Annotated in this window: 22 protein-coding genes; 7 read left to right on the top strand and 15 right to left on the bottom strand. The window is 68.3% G+C overall.

Features of this window, described 5'->3' with window-relative positions; all coding sequences use genetic code 11:
• Positions 1–2: 2 nt before the first annotated feature.
• On the bottom strand, positions 3–614 hold the full coding sequence (locus JDY09_RS08490; protein WP_274716505.1) for an NUDIX hydrolase: 612 nt from the start codon (positions 612–614) through the stop codon (positions 3–5).
• Between the two features lie 83 nt (positions 615–697).
• Here JDY09_RS08490 and rd point away from each other — a divergent pair, with 83 nt between their 5' ends.
• Positions 698–862, top strand: a complete 165-nt coding sequence (gene rd / locus JDY09_RS08485) for a rubredoxin (protein WP_274718003.1) — start codon at positions 698–700, stop codon at positions 860–862.
• 48 nt (positions 863–910) lie between these two features.
• Here rd and bioA read toward each other — a convergent pair whose 3' ends face one another.
• Together bioA and JDY09_RS08475 are read right to left on the bottom strand one after the other, a co-directional pair.
• Positions 911–2,305, bottom strand: coding sequence for an adenosylmethionine--8-amino-7-oxononanoate transaminase (gene bioA, locus JDY09_RS08480; RefSeq protein ID WP_428837481.1), 1,395 nt, complete (start codon positions 2,303–2,305; stop codon positions 911–913).
• Position 2,306: 1 nt separating this feature from the next.
• Entirely contained in the window at positions 2,307–3,443 is a 1,137-nt protein-coding gene (locus JDY09_RS08475) for an FAD/NAD(P)-binding oxidoreductase (protein ID WP_274716503.1), read from the bottom strand.
• Positions 3,444–3,605: 162 nt separating this feature from the next.
• On the opposite strand from JDY09_RS08475, the gene JDY09_RS08470 reads away from it, so the two are divergent.
• Positions 3,606–6,107 (top strand): sulfatase-like hydrolase/transferase, encoded by a 2,502-nt coding sequence (locus JDY09_RS08470; protein WP_274716502.1) that lies wholly within the window; start codon positions 3,606–3,608, stop codon positions 6,105–6,107.
• Positions 6,108–6,152: 45 nt separating this feature from the next.
• On the opposite strand, the gene JDY09_RS08465 is transcribed toward JDY09_RS08470, so the two are convergent.
• Positions 6,153–7,550 carry an MBL fold metallo-hydrolase gene (locus JDY09_RS08465; RefSeq protein ID WP_274716501.1) on the bottom strand — a complete coding sequence of 466 codons (1,398 nt, stop codon included), beginning with the start codon at positions 7,548–7,550 and terminating at the stop codon, positions 6,153–6,155.
• Positions 7,547–8,158, bottom strand: coding sequence for an ArsR/SmtB family transcription factor (locus JDY09_RS08460; protein ID WP_274716500.1), 612 nt, complete (start codon positions 8,156–8,158; stop codon positions 7,547–7,549). The genes JDY09_RS08465 and JDY09_RS08460 overlap by 4 nt, the downstream gene beginning before the upstream one ends.
• 246 nt (positions 8,159–8,404) lie before the next feature.
• Between JDY09_RS08460 and JDY09_RS08455 the strand changes: the two genes are divergently transcribed.
• The gene (locus tag JDY09_RS08455; protein WP_274716499.1) at positions 8,405–9,196 is read left to right on the top strand and encodes a sulfite exporter TauE/SafE family protein; all 792 of its coding nucleotides are present in this window, start codon (positions 8,405–8,407) and stop codon (positions 9,194–9,196) included.
• Between the two features lie 28 nt (positions 9,197–9,224).
• Here the strand turns inward: JDY09_RS08455 and bioD are convergent, their stop codons facing one another.
• The 5 genes from bioD to JDY09_RS08430 all read right to left on the bottom strand — a co-directional run bounded on the left by bioD (position 9,225) and on the right by JDY09_RS08430 (position 14,330).
• Positions 9,225–9,905: a dethiobiotin synthase gene (bioD, locus tag JDY09_RS08450; protein WP_274716498.1), complete on the bottom strand. Its 681-nt coding sequence runs from the start codon at positions 9,903–9,905 to the stop codon at positions 9,225–9,227.
• Between the two features lie 9 nt (positions 9,906–9,914).
• Positions 9,915–11,114 (bottom strand): 8-amino-7-oxononanoate synthase, encoded by a 1,200-nt coding sequence (bioF, locus tag JDY09_RS08445; RefSeq protein WP_274716497.1) that lies wholly within the window; start codon positions 11,112–11,114, stop codon positions 9,915–9,917.
• Between the two features lie 4 nt (positions 11,115–11,118).
• Positions 11,119–12,306, bottom strand: coding sequence for a biotin synthase BioB (bioB, locus tag JDY09_RS08440; protein WP_428837443.1), 1,188 nt, complete (start codon positions 12,304–12,306; stop codon positions 11,119–11,121).
• Positions 12,307–12,414: 108 nt separating this feature from the next.
• The gene (locus JDY09_RS08435; protein WP_274716495.1) at positions 12,415–13,224 is read right to left on the bottom strand and encodes an enoyl-CoA hydratase/isomerase family protein; all 810 of its coding nucleotides are present in this window, start codon (positions 13,222–13,224) and stop codon (positions 12,415–12,417) included.
• Between the two features lie 203 nt (positions 13,225–13,427).
• Positions 13,428–14,330 (bottom strand): ribonucleotide-diphosphate reductase subunit beta, encoded by a 903-nt coding sequence (locus tag JDY09_RS08430; RefSeq protein WP_274716494.1) that lies wholly within the window; start codon positions 14,328–14,330, stop codon positions 13,428–13,430.
• Between the two features lie 221 nt (positions 14,331–14,551).
• Here JDY09_RS08430 and JDY09_RS08425 point away from each other — a divergent pair, with 221 nt between their 5' ends.
• Positions 14,552–15,241: a TetR/AcrR family transcriptional regulator gene (locus tag JDY09_RS08425; RefSeq protein WP_274716493.1), complete on the top strand. Its 690-nt coding sequence runs from the start codon at positions 14,552–14,554 to the stop codon at positions 15,239–15,241.
• Here JDY09_RS08425 and JDY09_RS08420 read toward each other — a convergent pair.
• Entirely contained in the window at positions 15,231–15,443 is a 213-nt protein-coding gene (locus JDY09_RS08420; protein WP_274716492.1) for a biotin/lipoyl-binding carrier protein, read from the bottom strand. The two genes, JDY09_RS08425 and JDY09_RS08420, sit on opposite strands and share 11 nt — an antisense overlap.
• A gap of 89 nt (positions 15,444–15,532) precedes the next feature.
• On the opposite strand from JDY09_RS08420, the gene glpK reads away from it, so the two are divergent.
• Entirely contained in the window at positions 15,533–17,020 is a 1,488-nt protein-coding gene (gene glpK / locus JDY09_RS08415; RefSeq protein ID WP_274716491.1) for a glycerol kinase GlpK, read from the top strand.
• Complete coding sequence (locus JDY09_RS08410; RefSeq protein ID WP_274716490.1) at positions 17,017–17,751, top strand: lysophospholipid acyltransferase family protein; 735 nt, start codon at positions 17,017–17,019, stop codon at positions 17,749–17,751. Before glpK ends, JDY09_RS08410 begins: the two co-directional genes overlap by 4 nt.
• Before the next feature lie 37 nt (positions 17,752–17,788).
• Here the strand turns inward: JDY09_RS08410 and JDY09_RS08405 are convergent, their stop codons facing one another.
• A complete protein-coding gene (locus JDY09_RS08405) occupies positions 17,789–18,688 on the bottom strand; it encodes an N-acyl homoserine lactonase family protein (protein ID WP_274716489.1) in 900 nt (299 codons plus the stop codon).
• A gap of 38 nt (positions 18,689–18,726) precedes the next feature.
• Here JDY09_RS08405 and JDY09_RS08400 point away from each other — a divergent pair, with 38 nt between their 5' ends.
• Positions 18,727–19,569 (top strand): SDR family oxidoreductase, encoded by an 843-nt coding sequence (locus JDY09_RS08400; protein ID WP_274716488.1) that lies wholly within the window; start codon positions 18,727–18,729, stop codon positions 19,567–19,569.
• Between the two features lie 115 nt (positions 19,570–19,684).
• Here JDY09_RS08400 and JDY09_RS08395 read toward each other — a convergent pair whose 3' ends face one another.
• The 3 genes from JDY09_RS08395 to JDY09_RS08385 all read right to left on the bottom strand — a co-directional run bounded on the left by JDY09_RS08395 (position 19,685) and on the right by JDY09_RS08385 (position 22,956).
• Positions 19,685–20,512 (bottom strand): SDR family NAD(P)-dependent oxidoreductase, encoded by an 828-nt coding sequence (locus JDY09_RS08395; RefSeq protein ID WP_274716487.1) that lies wholly within the window; start codon positions 20,510–20,512, stop codon positions 19,685–19,687.
• Positions 20,513–20,601: 89 nt separating this feature from the next.
• The gene (locus JDY09_RS08390; RefSeq protein WP_274716486.1) at positions 20,602–21,768 is read right to left on the bottom strand and encodes an acyl-CoA dehydrogenase family protein; all 1,167 of its coding nucleotides are present in this window, start codon (positions 21,766–21,768) and stop codon (positions 20,602–20,604) included.
• Positions 21,769–22,956 (bottom strand): acyl-CoA dehydrogenase family protein, encoded by a 1,188-nt coding sequence (locus tag JDY09_RS08385; protein WP_274716485.1) that lies wholly within the window; start codon positions 22,954–22,956, stop codon positions 21,769–21,771.
• Positions 22,957–23,107: the final 151 nt, after the last annotated feature.

The following is a 23,107-nucleotide window of genomic DNA, read 5'->3' as shown; positions in this document are numbered from 1 at the left end:
GGCTAATAGCCCGGTTCGCCGGGAAGCACGACACGCGGCCCCTCAGTGTCGATGATCACGCGCGGCTCCACCGGTTCGACGCGCGCCGAGCGCGCGTAGGACATCAGCGCATCGGTCGAGTCGAACTGCGCCAACAGCTCGAGGTGTTTGACGGTCGGAAACACGAGCTCGAGCTTGCCTGCGCGCCACTCGGCGAGTGCGGCGGGAGGCGTGATCCAGCGCACGGCTACGCACTCTTCGCCGTCGGGGCAGGGGCGACAGCCCGGCGGTGCAGGGGTGACGAAAAAGTGCGTGTCGAAACGCACCTTGACTTCGCGGGGTGTCACCCAGCGCGAGAACTCGGCGAGCTCGGCCCCCTCGCCTAGTTCGATACCCGCTTCTTCGCGCAGCTCGCGGATCGCGGTGCGGGCAGGGGTTTCGCCGCGATCGACGGCCCCGCCGGGGAACACCCAAACGCCACCCATGAAGCGCTGGTCGGGATGGCGGCGGACGAGCAAAACCTCGACCCCGTCGGCGGCGTCTCGTGCCACTACGACTGTCGCAGCCGGCCGCGGCTTAGCGACAGGTGCATCGCCGCGCAACTCCTCCCCCGGTGGCGGCCTGTCCAACCGCACGTTACGAGAGTACCGCGTTCGTCACTTTTCCCTGTATTTCCCTGTACTCTCCCCGAGCCGTGGGAGACGCCGACACGAAAACGCTGCAAAAGTGGATCTGCACCTCGTGCGGGTACATCTACGACCCAGCCGAGGGTGATCCGGACGGGGGTATTCCACCGGGAACGCCGTTCGAGGAGATTCCCGACGACTGGTTCTGTCCGGTCTGCGGGGCGCGCAAGCGCGACTTCGAGCCGCTCGAAGAGTAAGCGCCAGAAGTCGGCGCCTTTCGCGCAAGGGCTCCGCGCGGGTGGGCGTCAGGATTTTTCGGGCAGCGGCAGGTCGCGCGTCGCGGCGGCGATCGCCTCGGCGGTGATGGTCACCAACCGATCGAGGTCGTCCGCGCTGATCGCGAGCGGAGGCATCAACACCACGACGTTTCCGAGTGGTCGGATCACGGCGCCGCGTGTGCGGGCCTCGAGCGTTACGCGGTGTCCGGCGACGAGGGCGGGGTCGTAGTCGAGCAGTTCGATTCCGACCATGAATCCGCGCTGGCGGATCTCGCGCACGGTTGCGAGTGGCGCGACGCGTTCGGCTAGCCAGCGCTCGAGCAGAGCGATCTTCGGCTGCAGGCGCTCGAGAGTGCGCTCTTGCTCGAACGTCTCGAGGGTCGCGAGAGCGGCAGCGCAAGCGAGCGGGTTTCCAGTGTAAGTGTGACCGTGAAAGAAGGTTCGGTTCGTCTCGGGCGCCCCGAGAAATGCCTCGTAGATCTCCTCGCTCGCGAGTGTGGCGGCGAGCGGCAGGTAGCCGCCGGTTATGCCCTTGGCGAGACAGAGCAGGTCGGGCTCGACGTTCTCGTGTTCACACGCGAACATGCGGCCGGTCCGCCCGAACCCGGTGGCGACTTCGTCACAGATCAAGAGCGTGCCGTAGTGATCGCAGAGCTCGCGCACGCGAGCCAGATACCCCGGCGGTTGCATCAGCATGCCCGCAGCACCTTGCACGAGCGGTTCGACGATTACCGCTGCGACCTCGCCGCGATGGGCAGCGAGAAGACGTTCCATGTCGTCGGCGTTGCCGGGCTCCGCACGCAGAGCGTCGAAAAGCAGCGGGCGGTAGATCGAGTGGAAGAGGTCGATCCCGCCGACCGAGACGGACCCGAGCGTGTCGCCGTGATACGCCTCGCGGAGCGCTAGGAAGCGCGTTTTGCGGCGATGCTCGCCGCCCTTTTGCTGCCAGTACTGGAAGGCAATCTTGAGCGCGATCTCGCAAGCTGTGGCGCCGTTGTCGGAGTAGAAGACGCGCGTAAGGCGCGCCGGGGTGATCTCCACAAGCCGCCGAGCGAGTTCGATCGCCGGGGGATGGGTTAGCCCGAGCATCGTCGAGTGTGCGACCCGCTCGAGCTGGGCTCGGATCGCGGCATCGATCGCGGGATGGCGGTGGCCGTGGACGTTGCACCAAAGCGACGAGACGCCGTCGATGTAGCGGTTCCCGCGCGCGTCGATCAGGTCGGTGCCCTCGGCGCGCTCGATGATCAGCGGCTCTTCGCGCTCCCAGATCGAGTGCTGGGTGAAGGGATGCCAGATGTAGCGGTGGTCGTCGGCGGCGAGTCGGGCGTAACGGGCTTCGAGATCGACGGCCGGCGCGGCATCTTCGCCTGGGGTTGCGCTCCCGGTCACGGCCGGGAAGCTACCGGCTCCATCGCTCTGCAGATCATCCGGCCGCGGCTAGCAGCCGAGCGAGTTCTTCGCCCGCAACCTTCACGCCGGATCCCCAGGGCGATGTGTCGGCGACCCGCGCCTGGAACGCGCGCTCGCCAACCAGCCGGGCTTCCAGATAGAGGGGCTTCTCGGGTGTGATCAGCACCGCTTGCAGGGAGGCGCGGAAGGAGCGACAGCCGGCGTCGGCGAGACCGAGCCGTGTCGCTAGGCAGTCGGCTGCGACATCGGCTTGCTGGCAGGCGAGGCCACCGTGTTTGACTGGGAACGGTGTGGCGTCGCCGACGCAGAAGCAGTGCCCCTCGGTGTCGACGATCCGACAGCTCGAGTCGACTGGTATCCAGCCGCCCTCGACGCTCGGCAGGCCAGGCAGAGCGGGCCCGACGAGCCGGGGGAGGGCAACGACGCGATCGAACCGAAACTCTGTGCCGTCGGCGGTGCGCACCAGGCCGCCGGGCCCAACGGTCGGCACGGTGGCGGTGTGCAATTCGACCCGGTACCGCGCGGCGAGCTCGGCGACGCGCGTGCTAGCCGGTTCACCGAAGATCTCGAGCGGCCGCCGCTCCGGGGTGAAGAGGTGGATCGAACACGACCGCGGCGCGGCCTCGCGAGCACGACCGGCGAGCAACAACGCAATCTCGTAGGCGGGCAGCGGCCAAATCGGCCCTTCTGGCAACAAAACGGCGACGCGGCGGCAGTAGCCACCCTCGAGGTCCTGCACGACGCCCCGCAGGCTGCGGTCGGCGTGGAGTGGGTCGAGCGTCGTGGCGTGCGGCCAGGCGGGCGATGCGTGTGCGCCGACAGCGACGATCAGACCGTCCCATGCGATCGACTCGTCCCCGGTCGTGTGCACGACGCGCTGCTCGCAGTCGACCCGGGTGGCGCCACCACCGACGATGCGTGCCCCGGTGCGTTCACCGATCTCCTGCCAAGGGATGCGTCGGGCGGCCGGCAGCGCGAACGGCTCGCGCACCGTCTCAGCGAGCACGAGGAGTTCCGCGCGCGGCGTGAGGACGACCGTCTCCAACCTGTTTCGACCGACGAGGCGTGCGAGGCGCAGCGCCGCCTCGGCGGCAGCGATCCCGCCGCCGAGTATCAGGCAGCGGGGAGAGCGTGCCGTCAGCGCTTGCACGCGCACCAGGCTAACGCGTCACGGATCTGATATGAAAAACCTCACAACTCGGTGGCCGGCAGTTCGTTGGCGGCGGCCGCCGTAGCTCTCCGGCATCTCGCTTCCTGGTCCCACCCCCACAGCATGAGTGCTGAAGTCCAACGCCGTCGGCGCGCACGAGCCGTGTTTGTGCTCCACGCTCTCACCGTGTGGATGTTCGCTGTGGCTCAGCCGCTCTATCAAGTTTTTGCCGATGCTCCGGACTTCTTCGTAGCCCGCCGTAACACACGCCTCGACATTCTGCTGTTGGTGATACTTATCACGTTCGCGATACCTACCGTCTTGGCGCTGCTCGTCGACCGCGTCGGCAAGCACTTTCCTCGTGCCAGGGAACTGTTCTTGGGGTCAATTGTTGCTCTGATAGTCGTTCAGCTTCTACGGTCCTTGCCGCTTGTACCGCTCCTGGCGGTCGCGGCCATGGTTGCTACCGCCTTCGCACGCCTCTACCGTCGCCGCGCTCCGGTGCGGGCCATGCTGAGCGTCCTGAGTGCCGGTTTGGTGGTGCTTCCGCTGTGGTTCGTGTTCGTTTCGCCGGTGTCCGACTTGATCGTGCGATCGTCGGAGGCGCGGGCAAACTCACGTGTAACCGTTAGCTCGCCGGCAGCCTTGCGCCCGATCGTGTGGATCACCTTCGACGAGTTGGACCTGAATCTCTTGCTTGATTCTGCTGGGCGGATAGATGCTGCTCGCTTTCCCAACTTCGCCCGTCTCGCGCGCGCTTCGCGGTGGTTTCCGAACGCATCGACGGTCAACGAATGGACCACACAAGCTGTCCCGGCGATGCTCGACGGGAAGATTCCGCGCAGGCAGCTGCTACCGCATTCGGGTGATCACCCAAACAATCTGTTCACCCTTTTGTCTTCTCTGTATGACGTCCATGCGTTCGAGGCGGTGACTCAACTGTGCCCGGTCAGGTTGTGCAAAACCCGCACAGTGTCTGCGCCCCATCGGATGTGGGATCTCGTGTCGGATTCGGCGATCATCGCCGGTCACACACTCCTACCGAACGATCTTGCGCGACGTCTACCGGCTGTTGACCAAGGGTTCAGTGACTTCGGAGCACGACGAAGAGTCACGGCCCGTGTTGACCTCGACAAGCTGGAGGAAGGTAGCGATCCGCTCGTGGTGTTCGGACGCCTGATGCGGACGATCGAGCGTGCTTCGCCGCGAAAGAACGCGATCTACTTCGCACACTTGTTGCTGCCGCACGCGCCGTGGCAGTTTCTCCCTGACGGGCGCACCTATCCGGGCGCGGCGATCGGGATACCGGGTTTAAACCAAGAACAGTGGAGTCGCGACCCAGGGGCGGTGCTGTCTGGCATGCAGCGCCACCTGTGGCAGACCGCATATGCCGACCGCCTGATAGGGAAGCTGATCGACGGTCTGCGGAAGTCAGGACTGTGGGAGCGGGCGGTTTTGGTGGTAACCGCCGACCACGGTGTCAGCTTCACGCCCGGAGTGTCACGCCGTGTACCGCAGCGCGAAAACTGGGCGCGGATCGCATCCGTGCCATTGTTCGTCCGCATTCCGACCGATCGAGCGGGCACTGTCGATCGCGGTTTCGCGCGAACGGTGGACATTTTGCCGACGGTGCTGGAAGCGATCGGGGTGAGAAGCGCCTTGCGAATCGACGGCCGTTCGCTGCTCAACGGTGCGCCCAAAGATGGTGTGATCAAGATGCCATACGTGTCACCGTACAGTCGGTATCAACGTATCGTAACGGCTGTACCGTTTCGGGAATTTGTTGCCGCACGCAGGCGAGAGTTGGTACAGCTCGCGCGGATCACCGCCCCGGGGCGCTATGACAGCCTCTACGCGATCGGTGGGGAGGGCGAGGCTCTCCTCGGGGCGCCGGTGGGAACCGGCATCGGCCGTCCCCTGCCGGCAGTGGTCGACTACGGTGGTGAGCTCCGCCCGGTTGGGGCTGGCCGCGTGAAGCTACACGGTCCTGTCGTCAGTGGGCAACTGCCTGGAGAGCAAGCCGTTCGGGTAGGAGGAGTAGCGCTTGTCGCTGATGGGCGCGTGGTGGCCACTGCTCCGGTCGCTCGTGACCAAGGCGCTGGCCGTTTCGTGCTCCCTGTGCCGCGATCCATAGAGACCGGTGCTTTTGACACCGTCGAGGTACGCGCGATCGAACGGCGGACAGGCCGTCTCCTGGACGAGCAAATTCCGTTGCACCGCCGGGTGGAAGCGCGGATGGTGGGGGGCCAGGGTCGGAAGTGGGTGAGGGGTCCTGGCTTCCAGGTTCCGATCTTGCCTGCGGGAAGCACTCGAGGCGTCGAGGGGTTCGTCGATGGAATTCAAGACCGCAACGGCGCCGGCGTTTTGCTTTTCGGTTGGGCGGTGGAGACGGATTCGGGGCGTCCCGTCCAGGCGATCTACGTATTCGACGGAACGCGTGCTGTTGCGACGGGAAAACCAATCCTGCGCCGGCCCGACATCGCCAAGTACAAGCGCACGCGAGTCGCGCTAGGGAGCGGCTGGAGCCTGCTGTTGCCAACGCGTTACTCACCTCGTGACCTGACCAGATTGCGAGTGGTCGCAGTCGGGCGCCTTGCGGCCGCTGTTCTTCCGCTGTATCCGCCAGTCAGGGAACGCGCGCGCCGCGAGAGCGTGCAGCGCTGAACCCTGTCTTCGGCTCCGGGTGATGACGCGACGGCAAAGCTCTGGCTACGCCCGGAGCGTGACGCCCTCGCCCTCCACCGGCCACCCGGCCTCCCGCCACGTTGCGACGCCGCCGTCGGCGACGTGCAGCACGCGGCTCGCCCCGAGGCGGGCGAGGAGGCTCGCAGCCGTGCCGGCTCGAGACCCCGTGCCGCAGACGGTCGCGATGGGGCGCGCGAGGTCGATTCCTGGCGGCACGCTCGTGAGCTCGTGGTACGGAACGTTGATCGAACCGGGTATCCGGCAGCGGCGCCACTCCGAGCGTTCGCGGACGTCCAACACTTGAAGAGCGTCCCGGGTGGCGAGACGCTCGCGCAGTTCGGACGCCGACATGCGCTCGATACGGCGAACCGGTCGTCGTTCCTCGCGCCAACTCGTCATGCCCCCGGCGAGAAAGCCCGCGATGCGGCGCAATCCGACCGCCTCGGCGAGCGCCACGGCGCGACGACCGTCAGCATCGTCGCGCCCCACGAACACGATCTCCTGATCGCGGTCGGCGATCCAAGCGAGCTTGGTGCCGAACCCTGCTCCCGTGGCCGGTATCGAGACGGCGCCGGGCACGTGCGCCTCGTCGAACTGCAGCGCTGTGCGTACGTCGACCACGAGCGCGCCCGTGTGTTGCTTGAGCAGCACCTGGCGTGGAGTCAGTGGGCGCGGCTCGACACCCTCGATCAGCAGGGGCCCGCGGTTGAGCGCCACGATCGCCTGGAAGTTAGGTGGCTGTGGCGGCAGATCGCGCGTCGCGCGGTCGACGAACTCGTCCTCGTCGGTCACGGCCAGCATCTCGTTGTGCAGTCGCTCGTAGCCGAGCGTCGACACCGGTTTGCGGTCGACTGTGTCGCCGCCGCACAGCGACCCGCCGATGTGGCCCGGCCAGATCTCGACGTGCTCGGGAAGCTCGAGCATCCGCCACAGCGAACGGAAGATGCCGCGTGCGCCCTCGTGCTTCTCGATTGCGAGATCGGGACGGGCGATGTCGCCAACGAACAGCGAGTCGCCCGTGAGTAGCGCCCAAGGCTGCTGCGATCGGCGCACGTCGTAGAGGAGAAAAGCGGTGTGCTCGGGACGGTGCCCGGGCGTGTGCAGGGCTCGAATGCGCACATCGCCGAGCGAGAGTTCGAAACCATCGTCGAACGGTTCGTGCTCGTAATCGGGCGATGCCAGCCGGTGAATGTGAATCGTGGCACCGGTGGCGGCGGCCAGACGTCCGTGCCCTGAAACGTGGTCAGCGTGATTGTGCGTTTCGAGGATGTGCTCGATCGAGAGCCCGTGGTAGCGAGCGAGTTGCAGGTATTCGTCGATCTCGAATTTCGGATCGACAACCGCGGCCCTGCCGGTGCGCTCGTCGCCGACGAGGTACGAGGCGCAACCGAGGTCGTCGTGCATCACTTGACGAAAAATCACCGCCGACCACCTCCCGCTGGGGGTTGTTCGCCGTTTGCGCGTGGCGCCGGGCGGCCCGCCAGCCGCCTACTGCTAGCCGTGCTGCTGCCTGCAACGTCCCGACTTTCGCCCGCGACCAAGCGCACCAGGGCGTCGATCTCGCGCTGCAAGCTGCCGCAGACGAGTTCGCACATCTCGAGCACGTACGGGTCGGCGATGCGGTACAGGGCGCGCGTTCCCTGCTTGCGCCGCGACACCACGCCCCGTTGCAAAAGCACGCTCAAGTGTTTCGAGACGTTTTGTTGCGTAGCAGCGAGCCGCTCCACCAACTCGCCGACCGACAGTTCCCCTTCGCGGCGGAGCTCGTCGAGGATCTGGAGCCGCAGCGGGTCGGCGAAGGCAGCGAAGCGCGCGGCGATCAGCTCGGCGACGTGTCTGGGCAGCGGGCTCGGGAGGGACCACGTCACCGTGTCGCGAGCGGCCGGGGCACCTCGGCTCTGACGGACGTCGCCGCCGCTACGGATGCCGCGACCACCCGGCCGGTGGTCGGTCAGCTCCCCGCCCTCGCCGCTGTTGCGGTTGCGCGAAGCGAGAGGGCTTCCTGGCGTTGGTCGCGAGGGCGAACTCACGACAAGGACTATAGCTCGATCGCCATACATCAGTACAGTTGTGCTTGTGGTCGCGGGCACAATCACTGCGAAGATCGGTGCCGGGGGGTGGTTGCATAGATGCCTCGTGCAGTGAGCGGGCACTCACGGGCAAGGCTCTCGGCCCACGAGGGGCGACCAGACGCCGGCAGGTGCGCGAGAGCTGGAAGCGACCGCTCGGACGCGACGTCTGGGCGTCGCGAGATCCCACCGACACTGCCGCTTGCGGTGGCGGGCGCCCTCGGCGCGGTGGTCGTGGGAGTGCCCGCGGTGACCCTGGTCATTGGCCTTACGACCGGCCTTGTGGTGGGAGCGACCGGTGCGGGCGGTTCCGTGCTTGCCCTGCCGCTCCTTGTTCATGTGGCAGGCCAGGATCCGCACACCGCTGCGGTCACCGCCCTCGGTCTGGTGGCTGCAGCAGCGGCGGTCGCGCTGCCAGCACATCTGCGCGCGCACCGCGTTTGCCCGCGACACGGGGTCGCCTTGGGCGTGCCGGTTGTAGCGGCTGCGGTGGGCGGAGCGCTTGTCGGCCGTGCACTCCCGCCACGGGTCGTCGCGCTTGGCATCGCCGGGGCGCTCGTCGTCGGCGCCGTGATCGTGTGGCGCGGCGTTGGCGGCAGCGGGCTTGGGAAGGCCCTGCCGAGCGAGGTCTGTCCACCCGTGCGCCCGCTTGCCGCGCTCGTCTCCGCAGCCATCGTGGGCGCGCTTGCGGGCGCCTTCGGTGTCGGCGGCGGCTTCATCGCTCTGCCGCTACTCGTCGCCTTGCATCGCCTGCCCGAGCACGCCGCTGCGGGGACCGCAGCGCTCGTCGTCGGCCTGGGCGCCGGGGCGGCGCTCTGCACCCACCTCGTTGCGGGCGAGCCGGCGCCGCTCAAGGCTTGGGCGGGTCTGATGCCCGGCGTTCTCCTCGGAGTTCTGATGGGCGCGCGGGTTTGCGGCGCGCTCTCGCAGGTCGCGCTGCGCCGAGGTACGGCTCTGCTACTTGCCGCGGTGGCGGTGCCGATGGCCCTCGCAGGCTGAGACGGCTGCGCGCGTGCCGTGGGGCGCGCTAGCGCGGTGTGAGCCAGGCGTCGAGGGGAAGGTCGGCGGCGCTCGCAGCGAGCTCGGCGCGCGTCGTGCGCGGCAGCGTGTAGGTGGCGACGCGACCGAGCTGCTCGACCGTGTCACGGTTGGAGTGGTGGATCGGCTCGGGATCGTTCGGCCACGGCGTGAACACCACCGCCGCCACCGTAAGCCCGGCCGCGCGCGCCGCTTCGAGTGTCAGCAGCGTGTGGTTGATCGTGCCGAGCCCCGGACGCGCTGCCACCACCAGCGGCAGAGCGAGGTCGCGCGCTAGGTCGCGTACCAGATAGTTGGCTGTGAGCGGCACCAACAGGCCGCCCACGCCCTCGCACACGATGACGTCGGCTCGCGCCGCCTGCGAGCGGGCGTGCTCGACGAGACGGGTCGGGTCGATCTCGACACCCGCAAGTTCGGCAGCGAGGTGCGGCGAAAGCGGCGGGTCGAAACGGTACGGGGCCACATCGTCGGGCGTCTGGCCGGCGTTGGCCACGCTCGCCAAGAGCTCGTGATCGCGCCCGAACGGACCCGGCTCGTCGGCCACGCCGGTTACCGCTGGTTTGAAAGCTGCCACCCGCTTACCGCGTGCCACGAGCCCGGCGACGATGGCAGCGGCGGTAACGCTCTTTCCGACTTCGGTGTCGGTGGCTGTAACGAAGAGCCCGCGCACGGCCGCCGCTCACGCTACGGCCAAAGCCGAGCTCGTGCGCTCGCGCATCTCCTGGCGAGCTGTTCGCAGCGCCTGGGCGAGCGTCCGTCCCGCGTGCCGGAGCTCCGCCTCGGTGTGCGACGCCATCACCGTAAGCCTCAGTCGCGACGTGCCCTCGGGCACCGTCGGCGGACGGATCGCCTGCGCGAACACCCCCCGCTCGAGCGCGAGCTCGCACGCTCGCGTCGCTGCTGCGGCGGGTCCGACCACCGCCGGGAGAATCTGGGTCTGCGAGGGCACCTCGACGCCGTGGTCGGCGAGCGTCGAGCGCAGGATGCGAGCGTTACGCCGCAGACGCTCGACCCGCTCGGGGCGCTCCTCGAGGATCTCGAGCGCGGCCAGCGCGGCGGCCACGACCGGCGGCGGCAGAGCGGTCGAGAAGATCAGCGTGCGTGCGGTGTTGACGAGGTACTTCGCCATCGTCCGCGAGCAGCAGACGTAGGCGCCGTAGGAGCCGAGCGCCTTGCCGAGCGTGCCGACCAGCACGTCGACTTCGCCCTCGAGCCCCGCGGCGGCAACGGCGCCGCGCCCGCCGGGGCCGAGAGCGCCAGTGGCGTGCGCCTCGTCGACCATCACGCGACAGTCGTAACGCTCGGCGAGCTCGACGATTTCGGCGAGCGGTGCCACGTCACCGTCCATCGAGAAAACCGAGTCGGTGACGATCAAGCTCGCTCGTCCCTCTGCCTTGCGCAGACCCCACTCGAGATGCTCGAGATCGCAGTGGCGATAGACGAACCGCTCGGCTTTGGCGAGGCGACAGCCATCGATGATGCTGGCGTGGTTGAGCTCGTCCGAGAGCACCACCTCGCCGGCGCGGGCTAAGGCCTGGATCACGCCGGTGTTGGCGAGGTAGCCCGAGCCGAACAGGACACACGCCTCGTAGCCCTTGAACTCGGCCAGGCGCTCCTCGAGGCGCCGGTGAACGGTCATGTTCCCGCTCACCAGGCGAGAGGCGCCAGCGCCGGCGCCGTAGCGCATCGCTGCCTCGGCGGCCGCGCCGCGCACGCGCGGATCGTCGGCAAGCCCTAGATAGTTATTCGAGCAGAGCAACAGGACGGGCTTGCCGTCGAGCAGCACGCGCGGCCCCTGCGGGCCAGAGATCACTCGCAACCGGCGATAGAGACCTTTGTCGCGAAGCTCGGCGAGGCGCTGCTCGAGCTCGCTCTGCATCGCCTCAGGCGGTCGCCGCCCGCTCGCGCTCGGGCTCGACCTGGACGACCCGCAGGCCGCGGTTCGGCGCCCCGTCGGGACGCGGCGGCACGTAGCGCTTCTTGCGCCGGCGCAGCTGTCGCGCTGGGTTCCACAGCGGCGCTTCGGACTGGCTGTCGATGAGGTCGTCGATCGGCGTGCGCGGCGTCTCGCCCTCGAGCCATCCCGAGCGGTTGTCGGGCCGCGGGTTGGACCCGTTGTCGGGCTGGCGCCACACGTTGAGGCCGAGGTCGGTGAAGAGCTTGCGATCCCAGGCCGGATCCGATCCGAGGGTGGTGAGGAAATTGCCCATCATCACCCCGTTCAGCCCCGCCTTCACCGCCAGCTTCTGGAATTCGCCGAGGCCGAGGTTTTCGTTGCGCCCGCCGCACAGACGGAAGAGGGCGTCGGGGAGGATCAAGCGGAAAATCGCGATCCACTTGACAGCCTCCCAGGGATCCATCAGCGGGCGATCGCCGAACTTCGTCCCCGGGCGCGGGTTGAGGAGGTTGATGGGAACGCTCGTCGGGTTTAGCTCGGCGAGTTCGAACGCCATCTCGACGCGTTGTTCGGGCGACTCGCCGAGGTTCAGGATCCCGCCGACACAGGTCTCGAGGCCCGCTTCCTTGACGGCCTGGATGGTGCGCAAGCGCCCCTCGTAGCGGACGGTGGTCGAGACCTCGGGGTAGTAGGAGCGCGCGGTCTCGACGTTGTGGTGGACGCGCTGTACCCCCGCTTCCTTGAGCTTGCGCGCCCGCTCGGGAGAGATGTGGCCGATCGACACGCAACGCTTGAGGTTGGTGTGTTCGGCGACCAAGCGCGCGCCCTCGAGAATCTTCTCGAAGTCGCGCTTCGACAAGCCTTGGCCCTGCGTGACCATGCAGAAACGGTGTGCGCCGGCAGCCTCGGCGGCCTTCGCGTGCTCGAGGATCTGCTCGGGCTCCATCATCGGGTGCATCGGCGTGTCGGCCGACGCGTAGCGCGACTGGGCGCAGAAGCCACAGTCCTCGGCACAGCCGCCGGACTTGGCGTTGACGAGCGAGCAGAGATCGGTGGAGTCGCCGAACCGTTCGAGGCGAACGCGCCAGGCGCGTTCGACGAGCTTCTCGATCTCGGCGTGGTCCTCGATCTTCCCGAGCTCGAGGGCCTCCTCCCGCGTGATCAACGGCGGCACTGCCTGTGCACCTCCTGCGCGACCGCTCCCCTTAGAAGTGACCGTACGTCGCGCGCCGGACGGACGGCGCGCCCGCGCACTATAAGGCGCCGGCTGCGATTGTGTCGCCTAGTGGCCGCTCCACTGGGGCGCGCGCTTCTCCGCGAACGCACGAATGCCCTCGCGGAAGTCTTCGGAGCGGAAGCACGACTCGCGCAGCGCGACGAGCTCCTGCTCGACGTCTGCTGGGAGCCGCCAGCGCTCGGCCCGCAAGGTACGGATGATGCGCTTGTTGCCGCGCAGAGAGAGCGGTGAACAGGAGGCGATGTCGCGGGCGAGCGTTCGCGTGAACTCTTCGAGTTCCTGCGCGGCGACCACGTGGTTGATCAGCCCAAGCTCGCGGCCGCGTTCAGCGCTGATGTTGCGGGCGGTGAAAAACAGTTCGGCGGTGGCTGCTGGGCCGCAGGCGTCGAGGAACTTGCGCAGGCCGGTGTGCGAGTAGATCAATCCCAAGCGTCCCGGTGGCATCGCCAGCTTGATACCGCTCGCCGCTACGCGCACGTCGCAGGTGACCGCGAGCTCGAGCCCGCCGCCGATGGCGTGGCCGTTGAGCTGCGCCACGACCGGGTAGGGGTAGTTCTCGAGCGCCTCCATCGCCGCGTGGAAGGGGTGGGCGACGAGGCGCTCGGCAGCTGCCGCGAGATCGGAGCCGTCGAGATCGCCGATGTCGTAGCCGGCCGAGAAAACGTCGCCACTGCCGCGGACCACCAGGCAACGAGCGTCGAGCTCGGCGAGCACGGTCGCGAGCGCGTCGAGCATCTCTTGGTCGAGCGCCCCGCGCCGGCGCTCGTTACGGATGGTGATGCGCGCGACCCCCTTGTCGGGATGGTCGAGGACGAGTTTTCCGCCAGCTAGCTGGTCGCCCAGTGTCGGTCCCATTGAGCCTGTCAGCGAATCGCGCGCGTTAGCGAAAACCCGCGTCCGCGGGTGGCGCCCGATCATAAAACCGCTCCCGACCGAGCGGTCACCAGCCCGGCCGGGAGCGGTCCCTTCAGGCCACGTACGTCGTGCCGGTACGAACGTCGCGGCGCTCGTTTGAGCGCTCGTTTGTTCCGAGATCGAGTAGAGGTAGCTGCGCAGCCCTAGACCAACTGCGGCACCCCGAGGCCGATCACCTTAAGCCGTCGCGACAGTGCTTGGAAGGCGAATCCGTGGACGTCGCTGCGGGTGAAGCCAAAGAGTTCCCACTCCTCGTCGAGCGAGTGCCCTGGCGGCACCAGCACCTCGGCTGCCACCGGGAGTAGCTCGGCCAACTTCGCCTGGATGCGCTCGGCAGCCGAGCGGTCGCGCCTGACCGCCTGTTGCAAATACCAGGTGCCGTAGGCGACGTGACGGTGCTCGTCGGTGGCGATGTGCCGGAACCCTTCGACGAACCCGGGCATGATGCCGCGCTCTTCGAGCGAGCGCGTGATCGTGTGCTGGCCGGTGAGAGCCAGGGTTCCCTCGATCACCATCATGTAGGTGGTGACGAAATCGATCTTCGCGTCGCGGTCGCTGGGATCGGCGATCAACCGCTTGTTGGCGTCCACGAGCGCTTCGTCGAACAGCTTCACGAACGCATCGTTGACGTGCTCGCGCACGCGCTCGAGCTGAGCGTCGATACCGCCGCCGATCTTGAAGACGGTGTCGTAGTAGCGGGCGAAGAACTGCGTGTGGCGAGCCTCGTCGACCTGTTGGGTCGTGAGGTAGGCCTCTTCCGATTGGTCTTCATAGGCCATGACCAGACCGGAAAACTGAGTGGTGACCCGCTCTTCACCGATGAAGAACGACGACAAGCTCCAGAGCATGTACTCGCGTTCGTCGTCAGGTACCGCTAGCCAGTCGTCGACGTCGCGGGAGAGATCGATCGCGTGCGCTGACCAGTGCTGGCGCTCCCACAGCTCGTAGAGCTGCTGGGGGTTTTGCAGTTGGATCTTGTCGAGCTGCGACTCGTCGACGATCGTTCCCGGGTCGCCCTGGCGCGTGAGCTCGAGCAGGTTTGCCACTTCGACGCCTCCTTTGTCGTCCGCGAAGCCTCGCGCGAGCGTCGTTCCGATGCTCGCGGGCGCCGGAACGGCTCCGACTGCAGCGGCGCCGTCGCCGCCCGGCGACAAAGGTAGGCGGTTCTTGACACATTGTCAAGCGAGATGTCAAGAGATGCCTCGGCGAAGTGTCAAGAGATGCCTCAAGCTGCGCTCCGCACCCTGGCGTAGACTCGCTGGTACGAGTGTCTGACGAGGGATCAGCGGTCGGAGCGCGGCGCGGGCTCACCCAGCGCCATAGCGGCGCGCTGTCGCGGCGAGGAGGCGACGATGCCGGTCCCCGAGAGGGCGAGGCGAAGCTGCTGCAAGCCGCCGAAGCGCTATTGCGCGAGGGGACTTCGCTCGCCGAGCTGAGCGTCGCCCGAATCACCGAGCGCGCCGGTCTCACGCGCACCGCCTTCTACTTCTACTTCCGCGACAAGCGCGAGCTTCTGGAACGGCTCACCGAGCAGGTCGCGGCGGCCCTCTACGAGCAAGCCGAGCAGTGGTGGAGCGGAGAGGGCACGCGCGAGGAGCTGGCCGAGGCACTCGACGCGATTTTGCGCCTGCACCGCGAGCACGCCGCACTGCTGCGCGCCGTGGTCGAGGCGTCGACCTACGACGAGCCGACGGCACGCTTCTGGCGCGGTCTCGTCGAGCGCTTCGTCGCCGGCACCGAGCGCCGGCTGGTGGCCGACGGCGTCGACCCGGTCCAGGCGCGCGCCTTGTCGGTCGCGCTCGTGTGGGGTGTCGAGCGCGCCTGCTACCAGCAGATCGTCGGCTCGACGGGCGTCAGCGACGCCGACCTCGTCGCCGCTCTGGTCGAAATCTGGGACGGCGTGATGGCGCCGCGCCGCCGACAGCGAGCCGGCGACGGGGCCACCGTCACTCGATGATCACCAGCGGGTCGCCCTCGGAGACGGCCTGGCCCTCTTCGCAGAGAATCTCCTTGACCGTCCCGGCCTCTTCGGCTTCGACGGGCATCTCCATCTTCATCGACTCGAGCACGACGAGGGTGTCGCCTTCCTCGACCTGTTGGCCCACCTCGCACTCGATCTTCCAGACCGTGCCGGTGATGTGAGCAGGAACCTCGGGCATCGACTCGTCCTCCTCCTCTCCTTGGATCCCCTGCGGCGCGGCAAGATACCGCCCGCACCCGCAGCTCCGCCAGCCATCGGACAGAAAGCATGATTCTCGCGATCGATCAGGGAACGACTGGGTCGACGGCGATCGTCTTCGATGACGAGGCGCGCCCGCGCGGCCGCGGCTACCGCGAGATCCGCCAGCACTATCCGCGGCCGGGCTGGGTGGAACACGACCCCGAGGAGCTTTTGGCGAGCGCGCTCGCCGCTGCGCGCGACGCCTTGCGCGAAGCCGGTATAGAAGGCGCGCAGCTGCGCGCGATCGGCATCACCAACCAGCGCGAAACGGTCGTCGCGTGGGACGCGCGCAGCGGGCGCCCGCTAGCGCGCGCAATCGTCTGGCAGGACCGGCGCACCGCCGCTCGCTGTGAGGAGCTGCGCAGCGAGGGGCACGAGCCGCTCGTGCGCGAGCGCACCGGGCTGTTGCTCGATCCCTACTTCTCGGCGACGAAGATCGAGTGGCTTTTGCGTAACGCCGAGGCGGTGCGGGCGGCCGGGCGTGCCGCCCGCTTCGGCACCGTCGACGCCTGGTTGTGCCAGCGCCTGTGCGGGCGCGCAGCAACCGACCCGAGCAACGCCAGCCGCACTCTGCTCTTCGACATCGCCCGCCTGCGCTACGACGACCAGCTCTGTGCGCTGTTCGGTGTCGACCCGGCGATGCTGCCCGAGGTGCTGCCGAGCGCCGGCGTTTTCGGCGAGACCGATGTCTTCGGTGGGCGCGTCCCGCTCGCCGGGATCGCTGGCGACCAGCAAGCGGCGCTGTTCGGCCAGGGCTGCCTCGAGCCGGGCGCCGTTAAAAACACTTACGGCACAGGCAGCTTCGTGCTCGAGAACGTCGGCTCGGAGCCGCCTCGCGCGCCCCACGGCCTGGTCGCGACCGTCGCATGGCTGATCGGCGAGCGGCCGAGCTACGCGCTTGAGGCGTCGATCTTTGTGACCGGCGCGGCGGTGCAGTGGTTGCGCGACGGGCTCGGCGTAATCGCCGACGCCGCCGAGACAGAGGCGCTTGCGCTTTCCCTGAAGGACAACGAGGGCGTGTACTTTGTGCCGGCGCTGACCGGGCTCGGTTCGCCCCACTGGGACCCGCACGCGCGCGGCACGATCGTCGGGCTCACCCGCGGCAGCGGGCGCGCGCACCTGGCGCGCGCCGCGCTCGAAGCGATCGCCTACCAGAGCGCCGACGCGATCGAGACGATGCGTGCGCAAGCCGGCATCGCGCCGACAGTGCTGCGAGCCGACGGCGGCGCGGTCGCCAACTCGTTCTTGATGCAGTTCCAGGCCGACGTGCTGGGAATCCCCGTCGCCGTGCCGGAAGTGAGCGAGACGACCGCGCTCGGAGCGGCGTTGCTCGCCGGTGTCGGCGTGGGCATCTGGACGGCCGAGGAGGCGGCGGCGCGGTGGCGCGAGCGTCGTCGCTTCGAGCCGCGGATCGGCGACGCCGAGCGCGAGCGCCTGATCGCCGGCTGGCGGCGCGCCCTGGCCGCGACCCGTGCGGCGACGGCCGGCGGCGGGAGAGAAAGGCAGGCACCGTGAGTCGCGAGGCAGCTCCGAAGACCAAGCTCAAACCGCAGGTCTACGAAGACCCGCGGCCAGCCGAGCACTTCGCGCGCTACCACCGGCGAGCCCGGGAACGCGGGCCCGACTGGGTATACGAGCTCTGCCGGTTCGTGCTCACGCCCTACATCGCCGGCGTCTACCGCGCCCGCGCCCGCGGCATCGCCAACGTGCCCCCATGGGGGCCCGCGATCGTCGCGCCCAACCACTTTTCTTTCCTCGACCACTTTTTCATCGCCGTCTACCTGCGACGCAAAGTGCGCTTCGTCGCTAAGTCGCAATTGTTCAAGCCGCCGCTCGACTTCATCCTCTCCCACGGCGGCGCTTTTCCGATCCGGCGCGGGGTGGTCGACGAAGAGGCGTTCACCACCGCCCACACCGTCCTCAGCCAGGGCGGCCTCGTCGTGATGTACGCCGAGGCGGGGCGCTCGCGCACAGGCGAGCTCGGGCGGCCGCGCTGGGGGCTCGGTCGTCTGGCGCTCGAATCGGGCGTGCCGGTCGTGCCCACGGCGATCGTCGGCACCGAGCGCGCCCGCGACTGGCGGCGCCTCCGTTTCCCCCAGGTGACGATCGCGTTCGGCGAGCCGCTGGCCTTCGAGCGCGTCGAACGCCCGCGGCGCGACCAGTCGCAGCGCGCGTCGGAGATCGTCTTCGACCGGGTGCGCGCGCTCCACAGCGAGCTGCGCGCCGAGCACGCCGTCCGCTCTTAGCCGGCACGGCGCTCGCCCCGTCGCTCGGAAAGTGCGTCTAGGCGGCGCCGGTTCCGTAGCGGGCGAGCAGCTCGGGCTCGTGGCTCGGCAGGATCTCGACGTCCGGGTATTGGCGGGCGAAGACCTGGAGCTCGTGGAGCGAGCGCCGAGCGAGGTGCTCGTCGGCACAGAAGGCCGGCAGAGTGCCGCTCGCGAGCGTCTCGCGCATATAGATCGCGTCGCCCGCTAGGAGCTTGCTCCCGGTGGTGGTGCGCACCAGCACCGCGATGTGCCCGGCGCTGTGGCCCGGGGTCGAGACCAGAACCACCGAGCCGTCCGCGAAGAGGTCGAACGTGCGCGCGAACGTCGCGTGCGACCGCCCTTGCGTGGCGAAGTCGACGACACGAAAGTCGAACGCGAGGTCGAACTGCCGGCGCACGTAGCCGCGCAGCGCCTTGCCTTCGTACGCCGCTTGCCATTCGCGCCGGTCGAGGACGACGGTCGCGCGGTCGAACTCCGAGAGTGCGCTCGCGTGGTCAAGGTGGAGGTGGGTCATGACGACCGCTCGCACCGCGTCCGGTTCGACTCCCAACGCCCGCAACCGCTCGGGGGCCGACCAACCTTTCTCGAGGCGCACGCCGCGCAAGACGGCAGCCCCGACGCGGCCGAGGTTCTGGCGCGGCGCCCACGCCACCGAGGGGTGCAGCCCGGTGTCGACGAGCAGCCAACCGGCGCCGGGGTGGCGCAGCGCCCAGGCCATCACCGGGATCGTCACGCGCGGTGCGCCGAGCAAGCCGAGCGCGCGCAGGCGTCCGCGCACGCCGGGCTCGCCTACCAGGAACGGGCGCGGAGCGGTGAGCGTGCCGCAGACCAGCGGGTGCAGTTCCAGCACGGCCCCAGTGGCCCCGCCAGCGAGCGGCTCGGCGAGAAGCTTGGGCGTTGCGGCGGTCACGCTCACCGCGCTTCGACAACCGCACCAGGTACCCTGCAGCGCGCGTGCCGTCGGAGCTGTTCAGGGAGGGGCTGCTCGAGGGTCGGGTCGCGATCGTCACGGGGGGCGGTAGCGGCCTCGGTCGCGCTGCCGCGCTCGAGCTTGCGCGCTTGGGTTGCAAGGTGGCGATCTGCGGGCGCCGTCGCGAACCGCTCGACGAGACGGCAGCGCTAGCCCCCGCCGGCAGCGTCGAGGCGCACGTGTGCGACGTGCGCGAGGAAGATCAGGTGGCGGCGTTCGTCGACCAAGTGATCGAGCGCCACGGCCGCATCGACTTCCTCCTCAACAACGCTGGCGGCCAGTACCTCGTGCCGGCGGAAGACATAACGCCGAAAGGGTTCCGCACCGTCGTGCGTCTGAACGTCGAAGGCACGTGGCTCATGACGCACGCCGTGGCCAGCAAGTGGATGATCCCGAGCGGCGAGGGCGGCAAGATCTGCAACGTCACCTTGTCGCCGCACAACGGCCTGCCGGGCATGGCGCACTCGTCGGCGGCCCGTGCCGCGGTCGAGAACCTTACGCGTGTTCTATCGATCGAGTGGGCGCGTTTCAACATCCGTTTGACGGCCATCGCCGCCGGGCACTTCGCGACCGAGACGCTGATGACGAAGTACCCCGAGGTCGTGGTGCGCGGCGTCGCGAAAACCGTCCCGCTCGGCAGGCTCGGGCGTCCCGAGGAGTTCGCTTGGCTGGTGGCGTTCCTGGCGTCGCCAGGCGGCGACTACTTCTCGGGAGCGGTGCTGACCCTCGACGGTGCGCGCGACAACTGGTTCGGCCCCTATCCGCCGCCAGGGCTTGCCGACGAGAGCGGCAAGCCTCCCGCCGAAGAGCGGCGCTCCCGGAGCTGAGCGTCCGCTTTCGAGCGCCCGCTCTCGGGCGCCTGTTCACGGGCGCGCGTCGAGCGGGCAAAGGAAAGGCGGCGGCCTAAGGCCGCCGCCCCTCGAGTCGTAGGTCTGGCGCAGCTCAGAAGTACATGCCGCCGAACATGCCGCCGGTGCAGTTGATCACCTGCCCGTGCACGTAGTTCGACCACGGCGAGCAGAGGAAGAAGATCACACCTGCGGCCTCCTCGGGCGTCGCCGGGCGGCCGAGCGGGATGAGCATTCGCGCCATCTGGCGCATCTGCTCGGGGATGCCGAGCTCGATCTCCTTGCCCTCGATCTCGAGCTTCTCGCCCTGCTCCTTCGCTGCGGTGAGGCGCGTCTCGACAAAGCCGAAGGCGACAGCGTTGACGTTGATCTTGAACTGGCCCCACTCCTTCGCGAGCGTCTTGGTGAGGCCGACAACGCCCAGCTTGGCCGCCGAGTAATTGGCCTGGCCGGCGTTGCCCATCATTCCCGAGGTGGAGCTGACGTTGACGATCTTGCGGAAGACCTCCTTGCCCTCCGCGAGCTCCTGCTTCGCTACGTCGCGCATGTAGGGCGCCGCAGCGCGGATGATTCGGAAGGGCACCACCGTGTGGATGTCGAGCATCGCCTGGAACTGCTCGTCCGACATCTTGTGGAGCACGCCGTCCCAGGTGTAACCGGCGTTGTTGACGATGATGTCGAGACGGCCGAACTCGTCGACGGCCTTCTTGACGAGCTGATCCGGCACACCCTCCTTGGTCAGGTCGCCGGCGAAGACAGTGGTCTCGCCCTGGATCTCGGACGCTGCCTGCTGCGCGACGTCGGCGTCGAGGTCGTTGATCAGGACCTTGGCGCCGTGCTCGGCGAGCAGCTCTGCCGTCGCACGACCGATACCGCGCGCCGAACCGGTGACGATTGCTGCCTTGCCGTCGAGGACTCCCATCTCTAGCTCCTTCCCCTTCCTTCAGGCCTTTGCTCGGAAACGGTGGCGGCGCATGCTATTCACCCTCCGCTTTCGACGTTTCTGAGGTCCTACAGCCCCAGCGACCGCCCGACGATCTCGCGCATGATCTCGTCGGTGCCACCGCCGATCGGACCGAGACGAAGATCGCGCAGAGCCCGTTCGATGCCGTCGGCGCCGGTGTAGCCGGCGCCGCCGTAGATCTGCAAGCAGGCGTCGGCGACACGGACAGCGGCGCGTTGCGTGAACAGCTTCGCCTCGGTGACCTCGCGCACCGCGTCGGTGCCCGCGGCGAACAGGCGCAGCGCGTGGTACGTAAGCGCCTCGCCCGCGTGAAGCAGCGTCGCCATCTCAGCGATGCGGTGACGGATCGCTTGCCGAGCTACAAGCGGGCGCCCGCCAACCGGCCGCGACTTCGCGCGCTCGACCACGCGTTCGACCAGAACGCGCATCGAACCGATCGCGCCCAGCGCCATCAGCAGCCGCTCCCACTGGAAGTTGGCCATGATCAAGTAGAAGCCGCGGTGCTCTTCCCCGAGCAGCGCGTCGGCCGGTAGCTCGACGTCGTCGAGCGCGATCTCGGCGGTGTCGGAGGCGTGCCAGCCGAGCTTCGCAAGCGGCCGGCGCGAAACGCCCGGAAGGTCGCTGTCGACGATGAAAAACGAAAGTCCCTGGTGCCCGCCCTCGGGGCGCGTGCGGGCGGCGAGCACGAAGTAGTCGGCGCGTACGCCGTTGGTGATGTAGGTCTTCGCGCCGCGCAACACCCAGCCGCTTTGGGTGCGCGTGGCCGTGGTGCGGATCGCGGCGACGTCTGAGCCCGCGTCGGGCTCGGTGATCGCGAGCGCGGCGATCTTCTCGCCACGGATCGCAGGGGCCAGATAGCGGCGCTTTTGCTCCTCGCTGCCGAACTTCCACACCGGCGGCGTGGCGATGCCGATGTGCGCGCCGATACCGGCCGCCACTCCTCCCGAGCCGCAGCGCGCCAGCTCCTCGCAGAGGACGGCCTCGTCGACCCAGTCGCCGCCGGCGCCGCCGTATTCGTGCGGGTACTTGAGCCCGAGCAGCCCGAGCTCGCCCATCCGCCGAAAGACCGAGTTAGGGAAGAACCGTTCGCGCTCCCAAGCGTCGGCGTGGGGCGCGAGTTCGCGCTCGACGAACTCGCGCACCCGCGCCCGCAGCTGTTCGTGCCGGTCCTCGAAAGGCGGGACCGGTCGGCGCTCGCCGTTCCCTTCGAGCACCTACAGCCCGTACGACTTGCCGATCACCTCGAGCATGATCTCGTCGGTGCCGGCGCCGATGCGGTTGAGGCGCAGGTCGCGCCATGCCCGCTCGATCCCGTACTCCTTCATGTAGCCCGCGCCGCCGTGGATCTGGAGACACTCGTCGGCCACCTCGCAGGCGATCCGCGACGCGTACAGCTTCGCCATCGAGATCTCGCGCACCGGGTACTCGCCGTTAGCGAAGCGCCAGGCGGTGGTGTAGACCATCTGCCGCGCCGCCTCGATCTTCGTCGCCATCTCGGCGAACTTGTGGCGGATCGCCTGGAACTTGCCGATTGGACGCCCGAAGGCGGTGCGCTCCTTTGCGTACTGGAGCGTCTTGTCGAAGAGCCGCTGGGCCCCGGCGACGGCTCCTGCTGCCCCGATCAGTCGCTCGCCCTGGAGCTCCCACATGATGTGGTAGAAGCCCTTGCCCTCCTCGCCGAGCAGGTTCTCGTGCGGGACGCGCACGTCCTGGAAGGCCAGCAGCGCTGTGTCGGAGGCGTGCATGCCGAGCTTCTCGAGCTTCTTCTCGCGCACCACGCCCGGCGAGTCCATGTCGACCAAGAACAGCGAGAAGCCGTCGTAGCCGGCGTCGGGATCGGTCTTCGTGACGAGCACGATGAAGTCGGCGCGGTGGCCGTTGGTGATGTAGGTCTTGGAGCCGTTGATCACCCACTCGTCGCCTTGCCGCACGGCACGCGTCTTGATGCCGGCGACGTCGGAGCCGGCGTCCGGCTCGGTGATCCCGAGACAGGCGATCTTCTCGCCCTTGATTGCCGGGACCAGGTAGCGCTGCTTCTGGTCCTCGGTGCCGAAGGCGAGGATCGGCGGCGTCGCCATGTCGGTGTGCACCGCCACGCCCATCGCGAGGCCGCCGCAGTCGCAGCCCGCCATCTCTTCGGCAAGCACGATGTTGCAGAAGTAGTCGCCTCCTTGGCCGCCGTACTCCTCGGGATAGGAGAGGCCGAGGAACCCGAGCTCGCCCATCCGCCGGAAGACCCAGTCCGGGAACGTCGTCTCCTCCCACTCCTGGGCGTGGGGGCGGAGCTCGCTCTCGACGAAGCGGCGGATCGATTCCCGAAGCTGCTCGTGCTCGTCGTTGAAGATGAAGTGCCGGCGCCGCGCCTGGTGGTCGGGCTTGATGACGGTTCCGCTCGTGCTCATGGCAGGCACGGTAGCGCGAACGGCGCGAAAAGTAAACAGTCGTACTTCCCACTTTCTGCTTTTCGTGGTACGGTGCGGGCGCAGCAGTCGCACGCAGCGTGCGTGCGAGTCAGCGACAACCGGCCGCGAAGCCAGCACAACTTCCGGAGAA

It is taken from the genome of Thermoleophilum album, assembly GCF_028867705.1.
Classification (GTDB): Bacteria; Actinomycetota; Thermoleophilia; order Solirubrobacterales; family Thermoleophilaceae; genus Thermoleophilum.
Note: the sequence above shows the minus strand (reverse complement) of the source record. Positions and strands in the feature narration are given on the sequence as shown.